Origin of the sequence: Trinickia sp. Y13 (assembly GCF_029522115.1) — a bacterium.
Classification (GTDB): domain Bacteria; phylum Pseudomonadota; class Gammaproteobacteria; order Burkholderiales; family Burkholderiaceae; genus Trinickia.
On the sequence record NZ_JAKWFK010000012.1, the window covers coordinates 66,240 to 83,800 of the forward strand.

Genomic DNA, 17,561 nt, shown 5'->3' on the forward strand with positions numbered 1-17,561 from the left:
GCCCGGCGTCGCGCCGTTCGCATATTTTCATCGTACCGAGAGACGTTTCATCATGAGTCAACAGGATAAGCGCACCGCCTTCCGTGCCAAATTACTGACCTTTGCCGGCGACCCCGCGACCACCGCGGGCGGCGCACGCTTCGAGGAAGACGGGCTGCTCATCGTCGAAGACGGCCGCGTCGTCGCGGCGGGCGCATACAGCGCGCTGCGCGCTCAGCTCACGCGGGAAACCAAGCTCGTTCAGTGGCCCGGCAAGTTGATCGCCCCCGGCTTCATCGACACGCACGTGCATTATCCGCAAACGGAAATGATCGCTTCGCCGGCCGCCGGCCTGCTGCCCTGGCTGGACACTTATACGTTTCCGACCGAACGCAGCTTCGAGGACCCCGAGCACGCCGCGAACGTGGCCGAGTTCTTTCTCGATCAACTGCTCGCGTGCGGGACCACGACGGCGCTCACCTACTGCACGGTTCATCCGGGTTCGGCCGATGCGCTGTTCGAAGCGAGCGAGGCGCGCAATCTGCGCATGGTGGCCGGCAAGGTATTGATGGATCGCAACTGCCCGGAGTTTTTGCGCGACACCGCTCAATCGGGCTACGACGACAGCGCCGCGCTGATTGCGCGTTGGCACAAGCGCGGGCGCCAACTCTATGCGCTCACGCCACGCTTCGCCCCGACCTCGACGCCGGCGCAGCTCGAAGCATGCGGCGCGCTCGCCCGCTTGCACCCCGACGTCTTCATTCAAAGCCACGTATCCGAAAACACCGATGAAGTGAAGTGGGTCGCGGATCTCTTTCCCGGACACCGCAGCTACTTGGACGTCTACGAACATTACGGTTTGCTGCGGCGGCGCGCCGTCTACGGCCATTGCATCCATCTCGACGATGACGACCGCGCGCGCATGGCCGAAACCGGCGCGGTGGCTTCGCACTGTCCCACCTCCAATCTATTCTTGGGCAGCGGCTTATTCGATTTCGAGAAAGCTAAACAAGCGGGGATGCCCGTTGCGCTCGGCACGGACGTCGGTGGCGGCACCTCGTTCTCGATGCTGCAGACGATGAACGAGGCGCATAAGGTGGCGCGCATGACCGGGCATCACCTCACGGCATCGCGCATGTTTTGGCTGGCAACCGCCGGCGCGGCTCGAGCCCTCGGCCTCGAGGATACGATCGGCACGCTGCGCCCCGGCGCCGAAGCGGATTTCATCGTGCTCGATCCCGAGGCCACGCCGTTGCTGGCCCGTCGCACCGCCCTCGCGCAATCGCCCGAGGAGTGGCTCTTCGCCTTCGCCATGCTTGGCGACGATCGCGCCGTGCTCGCCACCTATGCGGCAGGCAGAGAAGCGCATCGGCGCGCGTGAAAAGGTGCGCGCCCGCGGCGTTCACCGCGTGCGCCGCGCCCGCCCATCGCACAGCGCCGCTACCGGCCCTGGCGACGCACGCAGCCAGTCACTGCCCTACGCAGCCATGCAGGCCTCATGCAACGCCGTCAGCCGCCGCACGGGATCGGCCGCGTAGGGGTTGGTTTCGTCCCACGCGTAGCCGGCCAAAATCGAGCTGATCATCCGGCGAATCTTCGGGGTTTGATTCGCATGGAAGATGATGTCTTGCAATTCGCCCGTGTACCAACGCTCGACGAAGGCGCGGAACGTATCGATGCCCTTGCGCAAGGGCGCATCGTAGCTGGCAGCCCAATCGACGCGCTCGCCGTCGAGTTGACGCAGCAGCGTGTGCGCGGCTAGATGCGCCGAACGCAGCGCGATCGTCACGCCCGAGGAAAACACAGGATCGAGAAACTCGCCGGCATTGCCGAGCAAGGCGAAGCCGGGGCCATGCAGGCATTCGACGTTGGCCGAGTAGCCGCCGATCCGGTTGACCGGGATCAGGAACGGTGCTTCGCCGAGCAAGCGCCCGATCGTCGGCTCCGCGCGCATCAACTCGCGCAATTTCGCCTCGCGCTGCGCCTCGGGCACGTCGAGAAAGTTGGCATCGGCCACGCAGCCGATCGAGGTGCGCCCCGCCGCGAGCGGAATCATCCAATACCAGACGTCGCGCCGCTCGGGATGCACGGCGACGCAAATCTTGTCGCGATCGGTGCTACCCGCCGGCAATGCATCGCGCACGTGAGAGAAGAGCGCGGCGCGCGCGGGCATGCGAGACGGCGTCTCGAGCCCGAGCAAGCGCGGCAATACGCGGCCGAAGCCGCTGGCGTCGAGCACGAAGCGCGCGGCGACCCGGTAGGGAGCGCCCGCTTCGCCGGCAACCTCCAGCGTCGGCGCAGCGCCCGGTTGCATTGCGCGCACGCTATGGCCGAATCGCACTTGCACCCCTTGATCGGCGGCGCGCCCGATCAGCAGTTGATCGAATACCGCGCGTTCGACTTGATACGTCGTACCCCATCCATCGGCATGCTTGTCTCGGAAATCGTACGAGGACATCTTCTCGCCATGAACGAACGACGCGCCGTTTTTGTATTGAAACCCGGCTTCCACCACGGCTTGAAGCATCCCGGCCTCTTCGAGATACGTCATGCTTTGCGGCAGCAGGCTTTCGCCGATCGAAAAGCGCGGGAAATGTTGACGCTCGAGCACGAGCACCGATCTGCCCGCTCGCGCCAACAGCGCCGCAGCGACCGCACCGGCTGGTCCCGCACCGATGATCGCGACGTCCGTCTGTTCGACTTCCCCGATTTCCTTGCTCATTGTGCGATCCTTGTTCATCGACTAAATCACTACTGCAAATATGAAGAGGCCATACGGGTGCTTCGACGCACACCGTCGCCCGTTGCCATTACAATCCGCGGCATCACAACGACAAAACCAGTTGCGGGGAAAGCCGACGTGCCATCCAATTCGTTACCTACCGTGCGCGCCATCCCGACGTTCGTGCCCGAAACGGCATTCGGCGTCTGGTTCTTGCGCACGCATACGTGGGAACACCACGTGTTGCGTGTTGCCATCGACGATCTGAAACTGCTCATCGATGGCCCTGTTCCGCGCTCGCCCGTCATCGTCGATGCCGGTTGCGGCCAGGGCATCTCCTTCAAGCTGCTAGCCCGCGCTTTCGAGCCGAGCCGGATCGTCGGCATAGACTGTCACGAACCATCGCTGGCGCTGGCGGAGCAAGCCGCGCGACACGTGCCGGCGCCGGTGGAAGTAATGCAAGGCGACTGCGCCGCCCTACCGCTTCCCGACGCATGCGCGGACATCGTCTTTTGCCATCAAACGTTCCATCATCTGGTCGAGCAAGAGCGCGCGCTCGAGGCGTTCCATCGCGTCTTGAAACCGGGCGGCGTGCTCTTGTTCGCCGAATCGACCGACGCTTACATCAAGTCGTGGGTCATTCGCCTGTTGTTCCGGCATCCGATGCACGTCCAAAAAAGCGCGGACGGCTATCTCGACATGCTGCGCGAGGGCGGGTTCGAGTTCGCCGCGCGTAACGTTTCGCTGCCGTACCTCTGGTGGAGCCGCGCGAAAGACTTCGGGCTGCTCGAGCGCCTCGGCCTGCATCGCCCGAAGCCGGGCAAGCGGCGCGAAACGCTCGTCAACGTCGCCGCACGCAAGCCGCTTACTTCTCCGACCTGACGGCATCGCGCTCGAGCGCGACGCCGATCGCCCGCGTTCCCAGCGTTATTTGGTCGTCAGCGTCGCGAGCTTGCCGCGAACTTTGATCGCCGCAGCGCTGTAGCTCGTCGCGCAGACGAACCCCTTGGACGACGCGCTGTGCGTGCCATGAAAGCTCGTTTCGATGTCGATCACGGCGTTCGCGTCGTGATCGACCGCATCGGCTCTCAACGATGCAAGCGCTTCTTTCAGCGCCTCGTTGCATGAGGTCGTTTCGTCCTCGAGCTTACGCGCGACACGGATCGACGCGCTGGCTTCGCCGCGCGCAGCGACGACTTCCGCATGCGCTGCGTCGCCGAAATAGAACGAGACTTGGTTGTCCGCTGGCTGCGCATCGAGCACCGGTTTCAGCGGGTACGTCGTCGTGTTCGTATGGGCGAGCGCCGCATGCGAGATCGCCGCGAAGGCGGATAAGACCATCAGGTGCTTCGCTTTCATTTGAGATTCTCCCGTTGTCGTTGCTTTAAAAAAGTGGCGCCGCACGGCGCGCTTCATGCGCTATCGCAAGCGCCGAACATCAAGCTCGCGCAACTGCCGCCGAAGCCGAACGACACCGACATGGCCGTTGCCAGCGACGCCGCACGCGTCGCGCGCACGATCGGTTTGCCTTGCGCGCAAGGATCCAGCGATTCGATACCGGTGCAACCCGCGACGAATCCATCGCGCATCATCAACAGCGTATAGATCGCCTCATGCACGCCCGCGGCCGCCAACGGATGCCCCGTCAGCGCCTTGGTCGACGAGAACGCCGGCATATCCGTGCCGAACACGGCGGCGAGCGCTTCGAGCTCGTGCGCATCGCCAAGCGGCGTCGAGGGCGCATGTGTGTTGATGTAGTCGGGCCAGCAACCGGCTTCGTCGATCGCGGCCCGAATCGCGCGCGCAATGCCGGCCGCGCCCGGCGCGACCATCGTCCGCGCATCGGTGCTCTGGCCGAAGCCGATCAGCTCGGCAAGAATCGAAGCACCGCGTGCGCGTGCGTGCTCGAGCGATTCGAGTACGAGCACGCCCGCGCCCGAGCCCAGCACGAAGCCGTCGCGGGCAAGATCGTAAGGGCGCGATGCGCGCTCGGGGCAGTCGTTGAAGCCCTGCGAAAGCGCGCCCATCGCGTCGAACATCAGCGCCGTGTTCGTGTGCACTTCCTCGCTGCCGCCCGCCAAGACGATGCGCTGCCGCCCGCTTTGTATCGATTGCATCGCCTGGCCGATCGCCAGCGCCGATGTGGTGCAGGCCGACGAAGGCGAATAGCAGACGCCCTCCAAGCCGAAGACGTGCGCCACGTTCGCCGAGACCGTGCTGCTCATGACTTGGGGCACGACGAACGGCGGCGTTCGCTCGATACCGCGGGCAGACGCCACCGCGAGCGCCGCATCGTAGGCCGATAATGCGCCCGTGCCGGAGCCGATCACCGCGCCCACGTGCGGCGAGCGCAGCGCAGGCAGCGTCAAGAGCGCATCGTCGATCGCCATGCGCGCGGCATGGCAAGCAAAGCGCGCCGTCTCGCCCATGAACCGCTCGAATTTGCGCCCGAACGCGCTTTCTCCGTTCAGCGACGCAATGCCGGCGACATGGCTGCGCAGCCCGCGCTCGGCCCACGCCTGCACGCGCGCGATGCCGCAGCGGCCGGCGCGCAACGCATCGGCCACGCCATCGAGCGTGTTGCCCAGGCATGAAACGATGCCCATCCCCGTCACGACGACGCGCTGCGCGTCGGGCCGCATCGCCGCGCTCATTGCCAGCGCTTGAAGATCAACGACGTATTGATGCCGCCGAATGCGAAGTTGTTGCTCATCGCCCACTGCGCATCGATCGCGCGCGCTTCGCCCGAGATGTAATCGAGCGGGGCGCAGGCAGGGTCGATCGTCGTCAAATTCAAGGTGGGCGCGAACCAATTGCGCTTCATCATCTCGATCGTCCACCACGCTTCGATGGCGCCGCACGCGCCGAGCGTATGCCCGATGTAGCTCTTGAGCGAGCTGATCGGCATTGCGCTGCCGAACACGTCGGCGGTCGCCGCGCTCTCGGCGACATCGCCGCGGTCGGTCGCCGTGCCGTGCGCATTGACGTAGGCGATCGCTTCGGGCGGCAGTTGCGCATCGGCCAGCGCCAAGCGCATGGCTTGCGCCATCGTCGCGGCTGTGGGCTGAGTCATGTGCGCGCCGTCGGAGTTGCATCCGAAGCCGACCACCTCGGCGTGTATCGCCGCGCCGCGCGCGCGCGCATGCTCGTACTCCTCGAGCACCAGCGTAGCCGCGCCTTCGCCCACGACGAGCCCATCGCGCGCGGCATCGAACGGACGCGGCGTCAGCTCCGGCGTCTCGTTGCGCGTACTGGTCGCATACAGCGTATCGAAAACCGCCACGGCCGGCCCCGACAATTCTTCGGCCCCGCCGGCGAGCATCAGCGTTTGCTTGCCCGTCGCGATCGCTTCGTAGGCGTAGCCGATGGCTTGGCTGCCCGAGGCGCAAGCGCACGAGGTCGGGACGATGCGCCCTTTCAAATCCCAAAACAGGCTGACGTTGACCGCCGTCGTGTGCGGCATCATCTGCACGTAGCTGTTCGATGTCACGTCGCGCATCGATCCGCTGTCGAGCATCGTGCCGAACGCGCGGATAGGCTGCACGGACCCCGACGAGGATCCATAGGCCACGCCCATGCGGCCGTCAGCGATCGACGCGTCGCCCGCGAGGCCGGCATCGAGCAGCGCGAGCTCGCTGGCGCGCACGGCGTACAGCGAAACGGGCCCCATCGACCGCGTCTTCTTGCGCGGGTATTCGGGCGGCGCCGCGAAGGTATCCGGCAACGGGCACGCGAGCCGCGTATGCAACGATGAAAAGTAATCCCACTCGGGCATCACCCGCACGGCGTTGCGCCCGCCGCGCAGCGCCGTCTCGATCTCGCTCCAAGCGGAGCCGAAAGGCGTCACCCCGCCCATGCCGGTTACGACGACGCGCTTCATCAGATCATCCCGCCGTTGACGCCGATGACTTGGCGCGTGATGTACGACGCCGCATCGGACATCAAGAAACCGACCGCCGCCGCCACTTCGTCGGGACGGCCCACGCGTCCCATGGGGACGGCTCGCAGCGCCTCGTCGAGATGTTCGAGGCCGGCGATCATCTCCGTATCGACGAGCCCCGGCGCAACGCAATTGACCGTGATGCGGCGCGAAGCCAATTCGACGGCGAGCGCTTTGGTCGCGCCGATGAGTCCGGCCTTGGCGGCGCTATAGTTGACCTGCCCGCGATTGCCCATCACGCCCGAGACCGAGGCGATCGTCACGATGCGCCCGCCCTGCTTGGCACGCACCATCGGCATCGTCAACGGCTGAACGACGTTGTAGAAGCCGTCCAAGCTCGTTTCGATCACAGCGTCCCAGTCTTCGTCGGTGAGCGCCGGGAAGGCCGCATCGCGCGACAGCCCCGCGCACAGCACGATGCCGTAATAAGCGCCCTCGCGTGCGACGTCGGCATCGAGCGCGGCCCGGCAAGCGGCGCGATCGCGCACGTCAAAGCGCAGCAGCCCGGCTCGGCCGCCTGCGGCTACGATCGCATCGACGACGGCTTGCGCTTCATCGACGCCGCTGCGGCAATGCACGGTAACGGCAAAACCGTCCGCGGCCAAACGATACGCAATCGCGCGGCCGATGCCGCGGCTTGCGCCGGTAACGAGAACGCGCCGGCTGCTCATGAGGTAAAGCTCCCTTCGATAAACGCTTCGAAATCGTTCGGTTGAAACACTTTGATCACGGCTTGCGCGAGACAGCGATCGTCGGCCGCAATCGTGCATTCGTAGGCGCCGTGGCCCGCTTCGCTTTTGAGCAGCTCCGTCGCTTGCACGCACAGGCGTGCGCCGCGCGCAAACGACGGCGCTTGCACTTCGTAGCGGCTCGCTCCGAGCAAAACGCCGGGTCGCGCCCGTCCGCCGGCGCGCAGCGCCAGCAAGCCGACGTGTGTCGCGATCGCCTGCGCCATGAGCTCGATGCCGAGCCACGACGGCATCGCGCCGTCCGCATCGGCGTACCAGGCTTGCGCGTCCACGCGAGCGAGGACGGTCACCGCGTCGTCGCTGCATGCGGCAATCTCGTCGACGAGGCGCATCGTGCCGCGATGCGGGAGCACCTGCTCGATGGCGGGGAACACAAGCGGCACCTCGGCGGCTTGTGTCGTGGCGGCGTCCTCGAGAAGGGAATACGTGGTCATCGTCTGCATGTCGTCGTTCCTTCAATGGGCGAGCACGAGGCTCACATTGCTTCCGCCAAAGGCGAACGAGTTGCTCATGACGCCGCGGCCGGGCGCCAGCCGCCGCTCGTGCTCGACGAGATCGAGCACGGGCAGTGCGGGGTCCGCCACGCCGTCCCACAGATGGCGCGGCAGCAGCGCACCCTCGCGCACGAGCGAGAGCCACGCGAAACCGAGCTCGGTCGCCCCCGCCGCGCCCAGCGTATGGCCCGTCAGCGGCTTCGTGCCGCTGGCCGCCACCCCGTCGGGAAACACGCGCGCCATCAAGCGCGCTTCCATCTCGTCGTTCTTGCGCGTGGCCGTCGCATGCAAATTCACATAGCCGATTGCGGATGCCGGCATGCCCGCATCCGCCAACGCGGCGCGCAGCGCTTGCTCTCCACCGAGACCGGACGGGTCCGGCGCGGAAATATGATGCGCGTCGCTCGATTCGCCAACGCCGGCCAAGACCGCCGGCCCCGCTTCGCGGCTCATGAGGAACACGGCCGCCCCTTCGCCGATATTGATGCCGGCTCGATTCGCACTCATCGGGTTCGTGCGGTCGAGGCTCGTCGATTCGAGCGCGGCGAAGCCGCGCAACGTCAGCTCGCACAGCGAATCGACGCCGCCCACGACCAGCGCATCGCACAGGTTCAATTGCAACAAACGACGCGCGGCGGCAAAGGCTTTCGCGCTCGACGTGCATGCCGTCGATATCGTGAAGGCAGGCCCCTGCACCCCCAGATACGCAGCCGCGAACGGCGCTCCGGTGCCGATCTCCATTTGAACGTAGTCGAAAGGCGCTTGGCCGCCGGCGAGCGCGTTCGCCACTCCCATCGCCGTTTCGCCCGCGCCGATACCCGAGGTGCTCGTGCCCAGCACCACGCCGACGCGCGTCGCACCGTATCGCGCGCAAGCCGCTTGCACGGCCGGCTCGATCTGCGTCAGCGCCGCCAGCAGGAGGCGGTTGTTGCGGCAATCGTAATGGGCGAGATGCGACGGCGGCGCAACATCGAGCGCGCCTTGCGCACGACCGACGTACGCGCCTTGTTCGCCGCCGAATGCCACCCGTCCCATGCCCGGGGCCACGCTTGCGGCCAACGCGGCGGCAACCGTATTGGTGTCCGCGCCGAGCGCGTTGACCATCCCTAGGGCATGCAGGTAGACATGTGCGCGGGTCACGGGCGATCCTTGTAAGCGGGCATTCCGATGGGCGCGAGCAGCACCGAAACGGCGATCCCAAGCGCAAGCGTCGCGCCGAAAGTCTTCAATACCGGCATCGTGCTCATGGCCAGCAATCCGAACGAAAGCAGCGTCGTCGCAGCCGATAGCGCGACGCCGGTCCAAACCGCGCCCAAATCGGCGTCGCGACGCACGCAACCTTCGCGCAAGAACACGGCGTAGTTGACACCGACGCCAAGCACCAGCATCAAAGCGAGCCAATTGAACAGCGTCAACGGGACACTGGCATAGCCGAAGGCGGCCAGCGCCAGTGCGATCGCCACCACCACCGGCAGCACGACCCGCGCTGCGGCGCACACCCCATAGCGCACCGCCAGCAAGACGAGCACGAGCAGCGCCGCGGCCGCGAGCCACACGGCACTATCGACACGGTACGCACCGAATAGCCGCGACACGCTCGCGGCCTTGTCCACGAATGCGACGCCGGGCAAGCTGCGCGCGAGGCTTGCCAGCGCGGGCAATTGCGCGGCCGTCGCGCCGACGGGCATGACGATGGCCGCGTACTCGGGCTGCGCGCCCGCTCGCTGAACGGCCCCGATCCACAAATGGCGAAACGGCTGCGACCACGGCGTCGCAAGCCACGCGTCGAGCGTGAGCGGCGTGCCGGTCCGCTGCGTCCAAGCATCGACGTATCCACGCGCAGCTTCTTCGCGAAACCCCGCGCCCACCAACGTGTTGCGCAACGCGTTGGGAACGCGCAGCGCCGTCGAGGCGAGTAGCGCTTGATTGGCGGCCTGCCGCCGCGCCGACGGCACGAATTGCGAGACCGACTGCCAACCGGCAAGCCGGGTTCCAGCCAAAGGCAGGTCGAGCCGTTCGCCAAGCGCTTCGCTACGCTCGAGGACGGCTTCGGGCGTCGCCCCCTTGACCACGAAGAACTGCGCGCCCGCGTCGATGCCGATGGTTTCGCGCACCGCGTGTTCCTGCGCAACGAGCGAGGCATCGCGCTGAATCAGCAGGTGGATGTCGTCGTCGCTCTGCAAGCGCAGCCATCCCGGGAGCGCCAAGACGAGCGCGAGCCCGGCCGCAAACCAGGCCCTGCGGCCAGCGAACGACGCTTGCCAGCGCGATAGCAGCTTTGCCGCGCCGTCGAACAGGTACGCCGGCGTATGCGAAGGCCCCCGCTTCAACATCGCAGGCAGAAGCGAGGCCACGGAGGCGAACGCCATTGCAATGCCGGCCATCGCGAAGCAGGCGATTTGCTTGAGCGCCGGAAACGGCGCCCAGGCCAGAATCGCGTAACCGAGCAGGCTCGTCGCGAGCGCAACCAGCAACGCGGGACGCACTTCGCGCAGCCCGCGCCTGGCGTCCCAGCGCTGCCCTGCGCTCAGATAAAGCACGAAGTATTGGATGGAATAATCGACCGCTTCGCCGATCAAGCTCGCCCCGAATACGAGCGTGAGCAAATGCAGTTGTCCGAACACGGCCATCGTCACGGCCAGCGCGCAACCGATGCCGATCGCGGTGGAAAGAAAGCCGAGCGCGATCAGCCGCGGGGAACGGAACACCCAAAGCATCAACAGCGCGATGCCGCCCGCGGACCACAGACCGATGCGATGTACGTCGCGCTCGGACGCGCGACGGGCCGCATCGGCGTAAAACACGGCGCCGGTGCGCACGATGTGCGCATCGGGGTAATCGCGCAGCACGAGACCTTTCGCGCTGGCCGTCGCGCGGCGAACCGCGGCTTGGACCGACGTCTCGTAAGCCGAACCGGACAGGGTCGCGGCAACGAGCACGCTCGTCGCCTTGCCGCGGTGCGCGACGAGCATGCCATCTTCGAGGTTCAGATTCGACGCCGCCAGCGGCAGCGCGCCGAGCCATCGGCTCAACCAGCCGAACGGGTCGTCCACGAGCGGCGCCGAGCGCCCCGCTTGCAACGGATCGAAGAGACGTTGTGCGACGAGGTCCGGCAACTTTGCCGAGCCGCCGGCGAGTGCCGCGCGATCTTCCGAGGTGAGTAGGCCGAACCGATATGGCAAATAAAAGCGAGTAACTTGCGTCGCATCGAACGGCGGCAATTGCGCGAGGACGCTGCGAAAGGCGCCGCTCGCGTAGAGCGATTGCGCAAGCTGTCGAGCCGCGCCCTTAGCGCGCGCTGCGTCATTGCTCGTCACGACGTAGACGGCCCGCTCCCCCATCGACTTCGCCAGTGCGTCGAGCGCTTGCTCGGCCGCCGGATCGGCCTCGGTTTTCGGCAGCAGCGCAAGCAGGTCCGTTTGCAGCGGCGGCGCGGACGCACGCCCGCCCCAACCCGGCTCGAGAAAACGCCATCCGCAGTAGCCGAGCACCACGCACATCAGCAGCGCCCAAGCAACCAGCACGTTGCGTCTTCGCTTCACGTCGAAGGTCTGGGCCGCGTCCATCAGCGCGCCCCGAACAGTGCGCGTTCGGCCGGCGTCAGCGCATCGACGGGCTCGCTGCCCGAGAACTCGATGCGCGTGGTATCGCCGTTGGCGCCGATGACTTCCAGCATCTGCAGATAGGCGTCCCCTTCCATGCGCAGCGCCTTGACGAACTGGGCGAGTTGCGGCTGATTCGGCGTGAGCCGCAAGCGCCACCGCGCGGGCGTACCGCTAGCTGCCACGTCGAATTGCGAATAGAGGGCGGACAAATCGCCGCCGAGCAGTGCGCGCATCATGCGCGAGACTTGCGCCATCGAACCGCGCGCGGGAGCGCTCGTCGACGAATGTTCCTCCGCATCGATCTTCTTGACGCTCGTATCGCCGATGACATAGGTGACGCGGTACGGCGTATCGATACGCCAGATCACCCCGCGATCGCGTTCGAACACCAGCGCGCCGGTGCTGACGAGTGGGCTCGACAGTGCGGCGAGCGTCTGCGTCTGCCGAAAGTGCGTGCGCACGCCGCCCTTCTCGGCCAGTTGTCCCGCGATGCGCGCGACGAGCGCCGCGCCGGCCGATGACGCGGCGGCAGCGGAGGGCAAGGCCGTGCTCGCGGCTGCGGCCATGGCACTCTTCCACCCGAGCGCGCCGACGGCCGCCAGCGCGCACATGAGGCATGCTGCGCCCGTCACACGCATCGCACGCAAAACGCCACGCGACGCCACAGGTTGCCGGATCGCGGTCATCGTTGCCCCAACTTCTCGAACACGACCGCAGGGGAAACGAATTGAAGCTCCCGCGTCGCGGCGCAAACGGCGACCTGAATCGTGTATCCCTTGGTCAGTCGTTCACCCGAGGCGACATCGACGATTTCATAACCGATCTTGAGTCGATTCTCGAATTCGAGCAGCTCGGTGCGCACCTCGAGCGCTTGCCCATAAGCCGCGGGCCGCACGTACTTCAGATGCGCCTCGACGATCGGCCAGAGATAGCCGGAGGCCTGCATCGCCGGATAGTCGTAATCGAACGTGCGCAGCAAAGCCGCACGGCCGATTTCGAAGTACTTCAGATAGTGGCCGTGCCAGCAGACGTTCATCGCATCGACGTCGTGAAACGGCACTTCCACGCGCGCGGCGGCCGTGAGCGGTAAGCGAGCGCGATCCATTTATTGCTCCGCCTTCGCACCGGCCCATGCGGGTGGGCAGGCGCCCACGAGCGCGCCATCGGCGATATGCCGGGTCAGCAAACGCAGATCGTGCTCTAGCGGACGATCGTCGCCGACGAACGCGGAGAGCGCTGAGACCTGCTCGACGAATTGCGCAAGCGGCGCCGTGAGCGATGCACCGGGCGTGACCGACAACCGCAGCCTCGCCGCCTGAACCGCCGCGAGCGTATGCGCGGCCGCGACCTGCTCGGTCAATTCGAGCACGCGCAGGCAGTCGCGCGCCGCGATCGTGCCCATGCTCACTTTGTCTTGGTTGTGCGCCTCCGTCGAGCGCGAAAACACGCTGGCCGGCATCGTCAGCTTCAGCGCTTCGGCCGTCCACGCCGACGACGAGATTTGCACCGCCTTGAAACCATGGCTGATCGGCAAGCGCGCCGCGCTCGCGCCCGACAGGCTGCGCGGCAAGCCGTTGTTGAATTTGTCGTCGACGATCAGCGCGAATTGCCGGTCCATCAAATCGGCCAAATTCGCCACGGCCGTCTTCAATGCATCCATCGCAAAGGCGATGTGACCGCCGTAGAAATTCCCGCCGTGCAGAACGCGCTCGCCGTCCACGTCGATCAGCGGATTGTCGTTCGCGCTGTTGAGCTCGTTTTCGACGTCGCGCCGGACCCACGACAGCGCGTCCTGCGCCACGCCGATCACGTGCGGCGCGCAGCGGATCGAGTAGCGATCCTGCAAGCGCTGCCCGCTCGTATCTTCACGGCCGGCGAGATCCTCGCGAATCCAAGCGGCGGCTTGCGCCTGCCCGGCATGCGGCTTCACTTCGAAGATCATCGCGTCGAAATGCGCGGCGCGGCCGTCGAGCGCAACGGTGGACAACGCCGTCAAGCGCGCGGCCAATCGCGTCAATTGCGCCGCCCGCATGAACGCGAGACAAGCGAGGCCCGTCATGACCGCCGTGCCGTTCATCAACGCCAGGCCTTCTTTGGGCGCCAGTTGGAGCGGGACGCGCGCAAGTTCGGCCCACACTTCGGCGGCCGGCCGCACGCGCGCGCCGAACTCGACCTCGCGCTCACCGACGAGCGCCGCCGCGACGTACGAGAGCGGCGTCAGATCGCCGCTCGCGCCGACCGAGCCCTCGGCGGGAATGCGCGGCAGGATATCGAAGTTGATCAGATCGGCCAGCCGTTCGAGCAGCACCATGCGCACACCCGAATAACCGTAGGCGAGCGAATTGAGCCGTGCGGCGATGACGGCCCGCGTTTCGGCCGCATCGAGCAGACGTCCCATGCCGCAGCCGTGATAGCGCGTGAGTTGCAGCGGCAACGCTTCCACGAGTTCCGGCGGCACGCCGACGACGCAAGCGTCGCCGTAGCCCGTGTTGACCCCGTACACCGTCGCGCCCGCCGCCAGGCGCGCACGCAGGAACTGCGCGCCGCGCTCGATCTGCGCGCGCCATGCCGCGTCGTCGTTCAAGGCGACGCCGGCGTGGCCGAACGCGATGGCCACGACCTCTTCGATCGTCAGGCGACGGCCACCGATCCCGACGGCCGCACTCGCCTTGGCCGGTGCAGGCGCGGTGCGATGCGCGGTCAAATCATCTTCGGCCATCAGTTGCTCCTCTCTGGCTCGCCCAGAAATCGAAAAAATTGAACCATTGAAATGGAGCCTTGCGGCAGTAGTATTCGAGCCGCTGTGCAAAGCGGCCTGCATGCTCGGCCAGATACGCGGCGCGCTCGGCGCGAGGCAACCGGATGCGCTCGGCGAACGGCTCGAAATACAGCCGATAGCGCCCACGCTCCTTCAAGCAAAACAGCAAATAGACGGGACAGCCGAGCGCATGCGCGAGGACATACGGCCCCTGCGCGAAGGGCGCCGCCGCGCCGAGGAACGACGCCTGCGTGACACGCCCCGATTCGTGCGCCGGCACGCGATCGCCGACGATGACGAGCAACTCGCCCGCATCGATACGTTGCTGCAGCAGCATCGCGGTTTCCGGACCGAAGTCCGTCACTTGCACCATCCGGCTCGCGAAGTCTCGATGCGCGCGCGCCAAGACGCTGTTGAACCGCCGCGCATGCTCGGTGTAGACGACTGCCGTCACCTTCGCGTGCATCCCGCGGACCGCCAACGCGCGCGACATCTCTAGATTGCCCAAATGCGCGCCGATCACAAGCGCGCCTTTGCCGCTCGCGACCAGCGCATCGAACGCGGATGGATCGTCGAAATCGACCGCATCGTGCGCAACGCGCCCGGTCCAAGCAGCGAGCTTGTCCAAGCCCGCTTCGGCGAAGGCGAACATGTGCCAATACGCCGAACGCCAGCTGGGATCGGGCGTCGCGCCCACCGGCGAGGCGTCGCGCAAGCGCGCGAAGTAGCGATGCGATTCGAGCCGCGCCGCCCGCCCCGTCAGCAGGAAATACGCGACGATCGGATGCAGCCAGAGACGGGTGGCGCGCATGCCGAGCAACCGGCAGCTCAGCGCGAGGAACTGCATGCCGGTGCGGCTGCCGCGTTCGGCGATACGCCACCAACGTCCCGCCTGGCCTCCGCCCGCCGCGCCCGAGCGCTCGCGGGCCAATACCTTGCGCGCGAGCAGCACCGGCAGGCGCACGAGCATGCCGGCAACGAGACGTGAATGGCTTTTGCTGATACGGACGTTGTCGCGCACCACGTCGAAATGAGACAGACCACCGGGCGCGTAAGTGACGCGAGTGGGGATGGTCACGAAACGAATCGAGCGCCACGACAAGCGCACAAGAATTTCGATATCGAAGTCCATGCGCGTGGGCAGCGACACGGAATCGATGAGCGCACACGCCGCGTCCAGCGGATAAAGGCGAAAGCCGCACATCGAATCGGGAATCGCGAACGACAGCGTTTCGATCCACACCCACACGTGCGTCACATAGCGGCCATAGAGCCGCGCCTTCGGCACGGTTTCGTCGTAGACGGGGCGCCCGAGCACGACCGCCAGCGGCTCGGCCCGCGCGGCGTCGAGAAAGCGCGGCACGTCCGCCGCGTCGTGCTGGCCATCGGCATCGATCTGCAGCGCATGGGTGAAGCCGGCCGCGCGCGCCGCGCGCAACCCCGCCATCACGGCCGCCCCCTTGCCGCCATTGCGCGAAAGCCGCAACAGCGACACCCGGGGCGCCCAGCGCTCGACCAATTCCGCAAGCACCGCTTGCGTGGCCTCGTCGCTGCCATCGTCGACGATGATGATCGGCAACGCATGCGGTATCAACCGTGCGAGCGTCGCGCCAATTTCCGCTTTGTGGTTGTAGATCGGAATGACGATGGCAGCGCGCAGGTTCATGCCGCCCTCCGATAGGCGACGACGCCCGATGCGCTGTCGCGCTCGCCCAGGCGAAACGCGAAGCGCATCTTGCCGCGCCCTGCGTCGTTCGACAGCGTCAGATGCAGGATCGCGCCCGGCGGCACCGGGGCCATGAACTTGAGCCGCTCGATCGCGGCGATCGAGCGCACGTCGGGCCAAAGGTCGGCGCCTAGCCCGATCGCCCAATCGATCTGCACGACGCCCGGCAAGATCGGCAAACCGGGAAAGTGCCCGGCGAAATGCACGAGCGTGGGCGGCACGCGAAGTTCGTAGTGCAGCACCTCTTCATGCACGAACTGCGCGAGCACTTCCATCCCTTGCTCGCGCGCTTGGAACGCGGCAGCCACGGTCGCGGCCGGAAGCTTGCCGCGCGCATCGAACGGCAGCGCGGTGCAAAAGCGCCAGCGGCGCGGCAGCACGACCGCATCGACGAACTCGCTCAAATGCGCGCGCAGCGACTTGGCCAGTGCCACCCGCCCTCGTTCGGCCAACGCGGCGCTCCCCTCGCCGCTCAGCGCGACCAGCACGCCAAGCCGTTCGCGCGCCGCGCCGGCCAGCACGACGGCCGCGGCCTGCGTCACGTACGGGTGCCGCGCGAGGTAGCGCTCGATCTCGGGCAGCGATACGCGCTTGCCGTCGAGCTTCGCGACGCGGTCGAGCCTGCCGGCAAGCCTGAAGCGGCCCGCTTCGTCGAACGTGACCGCATCGTCGGTTCGATGCCAGCGGTCGTGCCCGAGATGCGGCGAACGCACCATCAATGCGCCGTCGGCGTCGCATCGCAGTTGCGCGCCGGCCACCGGCTGCCAAGCGTCGGAGCGATCGCCCCGGCGCCATGCGATGCCGCCCGTTTCGGTGCTCCCGTAGATTTCGATGGGGGCGCTGCCGAAGCGTTGCGCATAAGCGATCGCGGTATCTTCGCCAAGCGGCCCGCCCGACGAGAAGAACGCGCACGGCGCCGGGGCGAGCGCATCGAAGCCTGGCATTTCGACCCAACGCGCCAACTGCGCGGGGCTAGATACCACCGCCGCGATGCCAACTTGCGAGAGGCGCGCTTGCAGTTGCAACGGCTCGGCGCAATGGTGCCGATCGAACGAGCGGCCAGCGGCCAAAGGCCAAAACACGCGGAACAGCAACCCGTAGATGTGCCGATGCAGCACGCTGGCGAGCACCGTCGCATCGGCGAGGATGTGCCCCCACTGCGTCTCGAGCGTGCGCACTTCCGCGTCGAACTGCGCCAGCGTCTTGTGCACCGCTTTGGGCGAGCCGCTGCTGCCCGACGTATAAAGCGTCAACGGGGCATCGGCGTCGATACGGCGCTCGCCCAAATCGGCGCCGGTGCACGGACCCATCTCGCCCACCTGCTGCGCCGTCAGCAGAATGTCGTAGCAATCGCCGAGCATGGCCAAATAGGCCGGTGTCGCGGTGGAGGGGATCACCGGCTCCTTCCCGCACGCGAGCACCGCGAACAACGCGCAGGCGAAATCGAACGGATCGTCGAGACAGACGGCGACGCGGCGCCCGGCCGACGGTTCGAGCCAGCACACGAAAGCCGCGACGCGCGCCTTGAAGGCGCCGAAATCGACCATGCTCGCTTGGTCGACGCAGACCGGCATCGTGTCCTCGCGCG

General features: G+C 66.6%; 15 protein-coding genes. 2 read left to right on the top strand and 13 right to left on the bottom strand.

What is annotated here, in order from left to right:
- The first annotated feature begins 52 nt into the window (after positions 1-52).
- A complete protein-coding gene (guaD, locus tag MMB74_RS20185) occupies positions 53-1,360 on the top strand; it encodes a guanine deaminase (protein WP_277430430.1) in 1,308 nt (435 codons plus the stop codon).
- Between the two features lie 96 nt (positions 1,361-1,456).
- Here the strand turns inward: guaD and MMB74_RS20190 are convergent, their stop codons facing one another.
- Positions 1,457-2,701: an NAD(P)/FAD-dependent oxidoreductase gene (locus MMB74_RS20190; RefSeq protein ID WP_277430431.1), complete on the bottom strand. Its 1,245-nt coding sequence runs from the start codon at positions 2,699-2,701 to the stop codon at positions 1,457-1,459.
- A 138-nt stretch (positions 2,702-2,839) separates the two neighbouring features.
- Here MMB74_RS20190 and MMB74_RS20195 point away from each other — a divergent pair, with 138 nt between their 5' ends.
- Positions 2,840-3,583: a class I SAM-dependent methyltransferase gene (locus MMB74_RS20195; RefSeq protein WP_277430432.1), complete on the top strand. Its 744-nt coding sequence runs from the start codon at positions 2,840-2,842 to the stop codon at positions 3,581-3,583.
- Positions 3,584-3,628: 45 nt separating this feature from the next.
- Here MMB74_RS20195 and MMB74_RS20200 read toward each other — a convergent pair whose 3' ends face one another.
- Genes MMB74_RS20200 through MMB74_RS20255 form a run of 12 tightly spaced genes read right to left on the bottom strand, consistent with a single transcriptional unit; the run spans position 3,629 to position 17,547 of the window.
- The gene (locus MMB74_RS20200) at positions 3,629-4,060 is read right to left on the bottom strand and encodes a hypothetical protein (protein WP_277430433.1); all 432 of its coding nucleotides are present in this window, start codon (positions 4,058-4,060) and stop codon (positions 3,629-3,631) included.
- Between the two features lie 53 nt (positions 4,061-4,113).
- A complete protein-coding gene (locus tag MMB74_RS20205) occupies positions 4,114-5,355 on the bottom strand; it encodes a beta-ketoacyl synthase N-terminal-like domain-containing protein (protein ID WP_277430434.1) in 1,242 nt (413 codons plus the stop codon).
- Positions 5,352-6,581: a beta-ketoacyl-ACP synthase gene (locus tag MMB74_RS20210; protein WP_277430435.1), complete on the bottom strand. Its 1,230-nt coding sequence runs from the start codon at positions 6,579-6,581 to the stop codon at positions 5,352-5,354. Before MMB74_RS20210 ends, MMB74_RS20205 begins: the two co-directional genes overlap by 4 nt.
- Entirely contained in the window at positions 6,581-7,312 is a 732-nt protein-coding gene (locus MMB74_RS20215) for a 3-ketoacyl-ACP reductase FabG2 (protein WP_277430436.1), read from the bottom strand. Before MMB74_RS20215 ends, MMB74_RS20210 begins: the two co-directional genes overlap by 1 nt.
- Positions 7,309-7,824: a beta-hydroxyacyl-ACP dehydratase gene (locus tag MMB74_RS20220; protein WP_277430521.1), complete on the bottom strand. Its 516-nt coding sequence runs from the start codon at positions 7,822-7,824 to the stop codon at positions 7,309-7,311. Before MMB74_RS20220 ends, MMB74_RS20215 begins: the two co-directional genes overlap by 4 nt.
- A 21-nt stretch (positions 7,825-7,845) precedes the next feature.
- Entirely contained in the window at positions 7,846-9,024 is a 1,179-nt protein-coding gene (locus MMB74_RS20225) for a beta-ketoacyl-[acyl-carrier-protein] synthase family protein (protein ID WP_277430437.1), read from the bottom strand.
- Positions 9,021-11,450, bottom strand: a complete 2,430-nt coding sequence (locus MMB74_RS20230) for an MMPL family transporter (RefSeq protein WP_277430438.1) — start codon at positions 11,448-11,450, stop codon at positions 9,021-9,023. The genes MMB74_RS20225 and MMB74_RS20230 overlap by 4 nt, the downstream gene beginning before the upstream one ends.
- Positions 11,450-12,175: an outer membrane lipoprotein carrier protein LolA gene (locus MMB74_RS20235; protein WP_277430439.1), complete on the bottom strand. Its 726-nt coding sequence runs from the start codon at positions 12,173-12,175 to the stop codon at positions 11,450-11,452. Before MMB74_RS20235 ends, MMB74_RS20230 begins: the two co-directional genes overlap by 1 nt.
- Complete coding sequence (locus MMB74_RS20240) at positions 12,172-12,594, bottom strand: thioesterase family protein (protein ID WP_277430440.1); 423 nt, start codon at positions 12,592-12,594, stop codon at positions 12,172-12,174. Before MMB74_RS20240 ends, MMB74_RS20235 begins: the two co-directional genes overlap by 4 nt.
- Positions 12,595-14,208, bottom strand: a complete 1,614-nt coding sequence (locus MMB74_RS20245) for an aromatic amino acid ammonia-lyase (RefSeq protein WP_277430441.1) — start codon at positions 14,206-14,208, stop codon at positions 12,595-12,597. It lies immediately after the preceding gene.
- Positions 14,195-15,913, bottom strand: a complete 1,719-nt coding sequence (locus MMB74_RS20250) for a glycosyltransferase family 2 protein (RefSeq protein ID WP_277430442.1) — start codon at positions 15,911-15,913, stop codon at positions 14,195-14,197. The genes MMB74_RS20245 and MMB74_RS20250 overlap by 14 nt, the downstream gene beginning before the upstream one ends.
- Entirely contained in the window at positions 15,910-17,547 is a 1,638-nt protein-coding gene (locus tag MMB74_RS20255; RefSeq protein ID WP_277430522.1) for an AMP-binding protein, read from the bottom strand. The genes MMB74_RS20250 and MMB74_RS20255 overlap by 4 nt, the downstream gene beginning before the upstream one ends.
- Between the last annotated feature and the right edge of the window lie 14 nt (positions 17,548-17,561).